General features: G+C 72.1%; 6 protein-coding genes and 1 tRNA gene. 2 read left to right on the plus strand and 5 right to left on the minus strand.

The annotated features are described in order from the left end of the window. Window positions 1–135 precede the first annotated feature (135 nt). Complete coding sequence (locus tag ACYVM4_RS10545) at window positions 136–2,436, plus strand: bifunctional polysaccharide deacetylase/glycosyltransferase family 2 protein (RefSeq protein WP_460668533.1); 2,301 nt, start codon at window positions 136–138, stop codon at window positions 2,434–2,436. Beyond that, window positions 2,423–3,664 carry an acyltransferase family protein gene (locus ACYVM4_RS10550; RefSeq protein WP_460668534.1) on the plus strand — a complete coding sequence of 414 codons (1,242 nt, stop codon included), beginning with the start codon at window positions 2,423–2,425 and terminating at the stop codon, window positions 3,662–3,664. Before ACYVM4_RS10545 ends, ACYVM4_RS10550 begins: the two co-directional genes overlap by 14 nt. Here the strand turns inward: ACYVM4_RS10550 and ACYVM4_RS10555 are convergent. The 5 genes from ACYVM4_RS10555 to ACYVM4_RS10575 form a co-directional block, all read right to left on the minus strand. After that, window positions 3,630–4,664, minus strand: coding sequence for a chitinase (locus ACYVM4_RS10555; protein WP_460668535.1), 1,035 nt, complete (start codon window positions 4,662–4,664; stop codon window positions 3,630–3,632). The two genes, ACYVM4_RS10550 and ACYVM4_RS10555, sit on opposite strands and share 35 nt — an antisense overlap. 46 nt (window positions 4,665–4,710) lie before the next feature. After that, window positions 4,711–5,694, minus strand: a complete 984-nt coding sequence (locus tag ACYVM4_RS10560) for a ribose-phosphate diphosphokinase (protein WP_368821782.1) — start codon at window positions 5,692–5,694, stop codon at window positions 4,711–4,713. A gap of 2 nt (window positions 5,695–5,696) precedes the next feature. Then, window positions 5,697–7,193, minus strand: coding sequence for a bifunctional UDP-N-acetylglucosamine diphosphorylase/glucosamine-1-phosphate N-acetyltransferase GlmU (gene glmU / locus ACYVM4_RS10565; protein ID WP_460668574.1), 1,497 nt, complete (start codon window positions 7,191–7,193; stop codon window positions 5,697–5,699). 232 nt (window positions 7,194–7,425) lie between these two features. Beyond that, window positions 7,426–7,498: transfer RNA gene (locus ACYVM4_RS10570), tRNA-Gln, on the minus strand. A gap of 62 nt (window positions 7,499–7,560) precedes the next feature. Continuing rightward, on the minus strand, window positions 7,561–8,328 hold the full coding sequence (locus ACYVM4_RS10575; protein ID WP_368821780.1) for a hypothetical protein: 768 nt from the start codon (window positions 8,326–8,328) through the stop codon (window positions 7,561–7,563). Between the last annotated feature and the right edge of the window lie 164 nt (window positions 8,329–8,492).

Genomic DNA, 8,492 nt, shown 5'->3' on the forward strand with positions numbered 1-8,492 from the left:
GACGAGCCGGCCGATCCGTCGACGTGGCGGATCGCCGTCCGGGGGAACGAGCATGCTGTGCGCCACAGGCAGGACCATCACGACTCTCCGCACCGTCGACGAGCCGATCGCTCCGGCAGCACGGTGGCGCCGCCGGTGTTCTTCGACCCCAGCGGCAAGCGCTGGTACCGCATCCTCGCGACCCTCGTGGTGCTCCTGGCCATCGTGGCAGGAGCCGTCACCTGGATCGTCCCGCAGGCGCTCGCCCAGCCCTGGGAGCGGCCGCTCCACCAGCAGAGCGGCTACCCGCGGGAGCTGATCGCCACCGGCGACCAGGAGAACATCCCGCTGCTCGGGGACGCGGCCAACCCCTTCAGCCGGATCGGTCTCGTCGAGCGGACGGACACCGGGACCGTGCTGCGCAGCCCGTTCAGCGACGAGGTCTTCCGGGCGCTGACCGAACAGGAGCAGGAGCTCGTCGGGGACAGCCCCTACGCGATGGAGCGGTTCGGGCAGCTGCCGGACGGGCAGCTCATGCTGACCTTCGACGACGGACCCGACGCCACCTACACCGGTGAGATCCTCGACGTGCTCTCGGCCGAGGGCGTACCAGCCACGTTCTTCAACGTCGGCACCAACGTCGTGGGTCAGCCCGATCTCTTCCGCCGGATCGTCCGGGAGGGGCACATGGTGGGCAACCACACCATGACCCACACCACGGCCTGGGACGACGACCTGCGCAACCGGGAGGAGCTCATCGGCACCGACCGTGCCATGCGCTCGGTGGGCAGCTACGCGACCCGGCTGTTCCGCCTGCCCACGGGCGACCCCGACAACAAGGCCCTGCCCATCCTCGAGGCCCAGCAGCTGGGGTACCTGCACGTGGACTTCGACTACGACACCCACGACTGGGAGGCCGCGCCGGGGGAGACCGTGGAGCTGCCCGCGCTCGACGGCGAGGGCCACATCGTGCTGATGCACGACGGCGGCGGGGACCGCACCGCCACCGTGACCGCGCTGAAGGAGCTGATCACCGAGGCCAAGTCCCAGGGCTACACCTTCTCCACCCTCGCCCCGGTCCTCCCCGAGGACTACCTGCCGGTCGCGGACACCGAGCCCGTGCTGGCCGACGACGCCACCGCCCTGGCCGTGGCCGGGCTCACCGTGGCCCCGGACGTGGTGATGACGTGGCTGTTCTGGTTCGGCATCGGCTCCCTGACCCTCATGTCCGCCCTCTACGTGGTGCTGGCCCTGATCGGCCACCGCCGCCAGACCCGCCGGATCTGGCCGCAGATCCCCGAGGAGGACCTGCCCCTGGTCTCGGTGATCCTGCCCGTCTTCAACGAAGAACCCGTCATCGCCCGCACCCTCGCCGCCCTGCGCGCGAGCGACTACCCGAACCTCGAGGTCATCGCCGTCGACGACGGCTCCACCGACGCCACCCTGACCATCCTGCGCCACTACGCCGCCCAGTGGCCCGCCCTGCGGGTGCTCACCCAGCCCAACGGCGGGAAGTCCATCGCCTCCAACCACGGGATCATGGCAGCCCGCGGGCAGATCGTCGTCACCCTCGACGGCGACACCCTCTTCGAGCCCCAGACCATCCGCATGTTCGCCCGCCACTTCACCGCCCAGGACACGAAGCGCCCGGTCGGCGCCGTGGCCGGGCACGTGAAGGTCGGCAACCGCCGCGGGCTGCTGACCATGTGGCAGTCCCTGGAGTACATCTCCGGGATCTGCGTCACCCGCATGGGCGAGGGCGTGGCCGGGGCGATCTCCATCGTCCCCGGGGCGTGCGCGGCTTGGCGCAAGGACGCCCTCCAGGCCGCCGGCGGCTACTCCCACGACACCCTCGCCGAGGACGCCGACCTCACCATGACCCTGCAGAAGCTGGGCTGGGCCGTGGTCCAGGAGAACCGGGCCGTGGCCTGGACCGAGGCCCCCATGACCGTGCGCGGTCTGGCCAAGCAGCGGCTGCGCTGGACCTACGGCAACCTCCAGGCCATGTGGAAGCACGCCGGGATGCTGTTCCGGCCGCGCTACGGCTTCCTCGGGATGGTGGCCCTGCCCTACACCCTGCTCGCCACCCTCGTCCCGCTGGTCTTCCTGCCCCTGACCGTGCTCATGGCCGTGCTCAACCTCGCCGCCGGCAACTGGGCCCCCATCGCCGCCTTCGCCGCCTTCGTGCTGGCCATCCACACCGTGATCTGCGTGATCGCGATCCGCATGGTCGGCGAGTCCTGGAGCCACCTGCTGGTCGTGCCCGTGTACCGGATCATCTACGAGCCCCTGCGCGCCTGGCTGCTCTACGCCTCGCTGCTCCAGGCGCTGAGAGGCCGGATGATCGGCTGGTACAAGCCCGAGCGCACCAACAGCGTCATCGACCTGACCCCCGCGGCGGATGCCGGCGGCCCCGCGGCCCCGTGGCAGGAGGGCCGGCGCGGTGAGCGGGTCTGAGCCCGGCCGGGACCGGTACCTCGACCTGCTGCGGTCGATCGCGCTGGTCCGCGTCGTCGCGTACCACACGTTCGCGGGCGCGGTCTTCAGCCTCGTGTTCCCCGCCATGGGCGTGATGTTCGCCCTGGCCGGGGTCCTGATGGCCCGGTCCCTGCGCCGGCCGGCGGGCACGGTGCTCCGGTCCCGCGCCCGCCGGGTGCTGGTGCCGCTGTGGGTTTACGCCGCCACGGTCCTGGCACTGCTCGTGGCGCAGGGCTGGTCCCCCGGGGACGACGGGTCCTGGGGGCAGGTGCTCCTCTGGTTCCTCCCGGTCGGGGACCCGGTCTTCCCGGAGGGCGTCGGATCAGGAACGGTGGATCCGAGCTGGGCGGTGCAGGCCGGGGAGATCCTCTGGTACGTCCGGGCCTACTTCTGGTTCATGATCCTCTCCCCCGTCCTGCTGCGGGCGTTCCGGGCGCGTCCGTGGCCGGTGCTGCTGGCCCCCCTCGTTCTGAGCGGCCTGCTCGCCCTCGGAGTGGTGCCGCTGCCCTCCTGGGCCGACGCCCCGGTGACGGACTTCACCACCTACGGCTCCTGCTGGATCCTGGGCTTCGCACACCAGAGCGGGATGCTGCGCCGCATCCCCCGCAGGGTGGTACTCGTGGCCGGGCCCGCGGTGATGGTCCTGGGCCTGGGGTGGGCCTCCGGGCACCAGGGCGAGGCGGACTGGGACCTCAACGAGATCCCGTTCGCCCAGGCCCTGTGGTCGTTCGGTTTCAGTGCCGTGCTGCTGCGCATCTCCCCGGCCTGGCGGGAGCTGCCCCGGCCGCTGCGCTTCCTGGACGGAGCCGTGACCCTGCTGAACTCCCGGGCGATGACCGTCTACCTGTGGCACAACCTCCTGCTGGTCGGCACCGTCCTCCTCGTCGACGTGCTGTGGAGCAGCGACGTCCTGGCCACGGCCGTGCCCGGGCTGCTGGAGAGCCCGTGGCTGTCCTTCGTGCTGGTCTGGCCGCTGCTCGCCGCGGTCGTGCTCGCCGTGGGCTGGATGGAGGACCTCGCCGCGGGACGGCGTCCGCGGCTGTGGCCGGTGCGGCCCGCCCCCGCTTCCGCTTCGGGCTCCGTCTCCGGACAGGGGGCCACGGGCAGCGGCCTCCCAGCCGGATCCTGGCTCTATCCGCGCTCCGTGCGGGAGACGGCACCGCCGGCGGCGCTCAGCCCTCGAAACCCTGGTGAAGGACCCGGGTGAACTCCCCGGCCTCCACCTCGAGGCCGCTGCAGAAGTCGTTGGCCTCGGCCGGGTCCCCGTCCTCGGCCGTGCACGGCCGGTCGCGGTTCAGCGACCAGTGGGAGAGCCGCCCCACGCCCTGCTCCCGGGCGAACTCGCCCAGTTCGGCGGCCGCGTCCGGCTCGAGGACCTCCCCGGGGACGTCGTTCACCCCGATCATCGGGGTCAGGCCCATGCGGTGCCACACCTCCTCCGCGGAGAGGTCCTGGCCCGCCGCGCCCCACAGCGCCGTGAGCTGGCCGTGCGCGGACCGGGCCGCCTCCTCCGAGGCCGCCGCCATGGACTGCCCCGCGGGCTTGCTCTCGCTGTAGTTCATGGTCATGAGGTTGACCCCGGCGAGATCCACCTCGGCCGCGAGCAGCTGGGCCACGACCTCCACCGGATCCTGGTCCAGTCCGTGCGGGGCCACCGGCAGCGTCGCCCACACCTCCAGGGGCTCGTCGCGCTCCTCCTGCAGGCGCACCAGCACCTCGGCCCGCCGCTGGTTGGCCTCCTGGTCCTCGAGGTCGTCCAGCTCGATGTCGAAGTCCACGGTGCGCAGGTCGTAGCGGTCAAGCACCGTCCGGTACGCCGCGAGCAGCCGGTCCCGGTCGGTGCAGGCGGTGGCCAGCTCGTCGCCGGCCGCACCGCCGAAGGAGACCACCACGTCACCGCCGGCTTCGCGCAGCCCGGCGATCTGCTGCTCCATCCGCAGGGTCTCCTGGGCCTCGTCGAGCCCGTAGTAGCCGCCCCACGAGGGCGTGCAGGGGTCCTCGGGGTCGGCCACCACGAAGCCCAGCACCGTGCGGGACTGCCCCGCGGCCTCCGTCCCGAAGTCGAAGTACGGGTAGGACGTGGTGTTGACGTAGCCGCCGAACCACGGCTCCTGCTGGGCCCCGCACCCGGTGAGGGCGAGTCCTGCGGCGCCGAGCAGCCCCAGGGACCGCAGGCGCCGGGAGCTCCGCGTCGAGCAGCCCCCCACCGCGCGGTGAGGGGCTGCGTCGTCGTCGACCGTTTTCCGGGCCAGGTCAGGACCTGCCGTCGAACAGGCTGGTCACGGAGCCGTCCTCGAAGACCTCCTGGATGGCGCGGGCGATGAGCGGCGCGATCGAGAGGACCGTGAGGTTCTCGAACTGGTGCTCGGCCGGCACCGGGAGGGTGTCCGTGACGACCACTTCGATGGCGCCGCAGGAGGACAGCCGCTCCACGGCGGGGTCGGAGAACACGGCGTGGGTCGCGGCGATGATGACGTCCTTGGCGCCCTTCTCGCGCAGCACCTGCACGGCGCCGGAGATCGTCCCGCCCGTGTCGATCATGTCGTCGATCAGCACGCAGGTGCGGCCCTCGATCTGACCCACGACCTCCTTGGAGGTGGCCTGGTTCGGCCGGGTGATGTCGCGGGTCTTGTGCACGAAGGCGAGCGGGCAGCCGCCCAGCAGCTCGGTCCACTGCTCCGCCACGCGCACGCGCCCGGTGTCCGGGGACACCACCGTGACGTTCTCGACGTCGACGACGGAGCGCACGTGCTCCGCCAGCAGCGGGATGGCCATCAGGTGGTCCACCGGGCCGTCGAAGAAGCCCTGGATCTGCGCGGTGTGCAGGTCCACGGACATCAGCCGGTCCGCGCCGGCGGTCTTGTACAGGTCCGAGATGAGGCGGGCCGAGATGGGCTCGCGGCCGCGGTGCTTCTTGTCCTGCCGGGCGTAGGGGTAGAACGGGGACACCACGGTGATCGACTTCGCGGAGGCCCGCTTGAGGGAGTCGATCATGAGCAGCTGCTCCATGATCCACTGGTTGATCGGGGCCGGGTGGGACTGGATGAGGAAGGCGTCCGTGCCGCGCACCGACTCCCCGAACCGCACGTACGTCTCGCCGTTGGCGAAGTCGTAGGCGTCCGTGGGGATCAGCTCCGTGCCCAGCTCCGTGGCGATGCGCTCGGCGAGCTCGGGGTGGGCCCGTCCCGAGACCAGGACCAGCTGCTTGGCGCCCTCGTTGGTGATGGCAGTGGTCATTGCTACTCGCTTTCCTCAGTGGTGTCCCCGGCCGTGCCGTGCGCCGTGGTGCCGGCGCCGGTTCCTGCGCTGGAGTGCTCGGTGGTCCCGGACGCGCCGGTCCCGGACGCGGTCGCGGCGCCGTTGCCCAGGGCACGCGCCGCGGCCTCGGCTGCGGCGGTGCCGGGACGGTGCTCCACGACCCAGTTCTCGACGACCCGCTGCGCCCCCTCGGTCAGGGCCAGGGCCCCGGGAGGCACGTCCTTGCGGATCGTGGTGCCCGCGCCGGAGTAGGCGCCGTCGCCGACCTGCACGGGCGCCACGTACATGTTGTCGGAGCCCATCCGGACGTGGTCGCCGATCACGGTGCGGTGCTTGCGCACGCCGTCGTAGTTGACGAAGACGGAGGCGGCCCCGATGTTGGAGTGCTCGCCGATCGTGGCGTCCCCCACGTAGGACAGGTGCGGGACCTTCGAGCCGGTGCCGATCCGGGAGTTCTTCGTCTCCACGAAGGTCCCGATCTTGCCCTGCTCCCCGAGCACCGTGCCGGGGCGCAGGTAGGCGAACGGGCCCACGCTCGCGCGGGGTCCGATCACGGAGCCGGAGCCGTGCGTGCGCACCACGTGCGCGCCCGGGCCGACCTCCACGTCCGTGAGGGTGGTGTCCGGGCCGACGACGGCGTCCTCGCCCACCCGGGTGCCCCCGTGCAGCTGGGTGCCCGGCAGGATCGTGGCGTCCGCGGCGATCCGGACCTGCACGTCGATCCAGGTGCTGGCCGGGTCCACGATCGTCACGCCGTTGCGCATGTGCGCCTCGAGAATCCGGCGGTTGAGGTGGGCGCCGAGCTGGGCGAGCTGCACGCGGTCGTTGGCGCCCTCGACCTCCCAGCGGTCCTCGATTTTCAGCGCGTCCACCGCGTGGCCGGCCTCGCGGGCCAGCAGCGGGACGTCGGTCAGGTACATCTCGCCCTGCGCGTTGTCCGAGGTGACCTTCGCGAGGCTGTCGCGCAGCACGTCGGCGTCGAAGGCGAAGATGCCGGAGTTGATCTCGGCGACCGCGAGCTCGGCCTCGGTGGCGTCCTTGGCCTCCTTGATCTCACGGAACGAGCCGTCGGCGTCCCGCAGGATCCGGCCGTAGCCGCCGGGCTGCTCGTGGTCCGCGGTCAGCACGGTCACCGCGTTGCCGCGCTCCTCGTGGTGGGCGACCAGCTTCTGGAGGACCTCCGGGGTCAGCAGGGGGACGTCGCCGTAGGTGACCACCACGGTGCCGGCCAGCCGCTCCTGGGCGTCGAGCGCCTCCACGGCCGACTGGACGGCCCGGCCCGTGCCGGGGACCTCGTCCTGGTCGACGATCAGCGCCTCGGGGTCCTGCTCGAGGACGTGCGGGGCCACCAGGTCCCGCTCGAAGCGCACCACGGCCGCCAGCCGCCGCGGGTGCAGGCTCCGGGCGGCCACCAGGCAGTGCCCGACCATGGAACGACCCCCGATCCGGTGCAGGATCTTGGGGGTCTTGGACTTCATGCGCGTGCCCTTGCCGGCGGCCAGGACGATGACGGCGGCGGGCCCGACGGCCGCCCCCGGACGGTTCGCAGGGGTCTGGGGGGTGCTCACAGCGGGATGCAGCTCCTCGGTCGTCGATCTGAGAGAGGAGCCGGTGGGCTCACCGGCTCCGGCTCTGTTCCGTCTCACTAGCTTGTGCGCTCTTCGGCTCTGGGACGTTCGAGCTTCCGGGCTTTCTGGCGGGATGCGGACGTTCCGCCTCTAGGACTCGAACCTAGACTCCACGGCTCCAAAGGCCGGGGTGCTGCCGATTACACCAAGGCGGAGCACCGCCGTGGAACGGCAGTGGTGCACGCTGTGCACAGGCAGTCACCCTACCACTCGGGCGTCAGGCCCCGGCCGCTCCCGGGCGCCCCAGGATCACGATGATCCGGGCCGTGGCGGCGGCCTCCCGCAGCTCCGGGACGGCGGCGAACAGGTCCTCGACCGAGTCCTCGTCCACCCCGGAGATGATCAGCGGCGCGCGGTCCAGCAGGGGCCGCATCCGCTCGAACGCGGCGGCCGACCCCTCCCCCGCCTCGGAGGACGCGGCCACGTTCCAGGCCACGGACGCCACGAACTGCGGCTCCACGTCCAGGGTCCCCGCCTCCCGGGCGCGCTCCAGGTACTGGACCAGCTCCACCTCGTCCGCGGTGGCGCCCTCCGTCTCCAGCAGCAGGTGCACCCGGTGGGCCGAGGCGGCCTCGTCGAGGGCGGCGAGCATCGAGAAGATCCGGTCCTCGCTGCGGCCCCGTCCGCCCACCCCGGCCCGGGGCACCACGAGGTACTCCGCGCCCACGCCCGCGGCCAGGGAGAGGTGGTCGTCGAGGACCGCGATGACGCCCTCGTCCGGGATGTCCTCGTCGATCGAGATGTCCGCCCGGAGCATCAGGGGGTCGGCGCCCGCTCCGCGCAGCGCCTCCCCCACCTGCCGCTGCGGCACCGAGCCGAGGTGGCGCCCGATCAGCTGGCCGGGTCCCGCCGGGATCTCCACGGGTCCGGGGTGCTCCGTCACGGCGCGGACGGCGGTCTCCAGGTCCCTGATCCCGTCCAGCCTGGTGCCCAGGGGACGCGTGCTCGGGGTCGAGGAGGATCGCTCCGTCGGGTTCTGCTCCATGGCCCCTATGCTCTCACCCGAGCTTGAGCCGGCGCTGAGAAATTCCTGTCCGCACATCTGCGCTCCCCCCGCCAACCCCCGACCTCCCGGGCCCCTCCCCTGGCCCGCCGAGCCCCCAGCCCTTGCACCACCATCCCGCCGAGTCCCCAGTTCTAGCCCCTCAT

Source organism: Kocuria himachalensis (assembly GCF_054784195.1).

Coding starts and splice junctions, on each gene's coding strand:
- ACYVM4_RS10575 (WP_368821780.1), bottom strand. CDS start 8,328: ATGGAGCAGAACCCGACGGAGCGATCCTCCTCGACCCCGAGCACGCGT.
- ACYVM4_RS10560 (WP_368821782.1), bottom strand. CDS start 5,694: ATGACCACTGCCATCACCAACGAGGGCGCCAAGCAGCTGGTCCTGGTC.
- glmU (WP_460668574.1), bottom strand. CDS start 7,193: ATGAAGTCCAAGACCCCCAAGATCCTGCACCGGATCGGGGGTCGTTCC.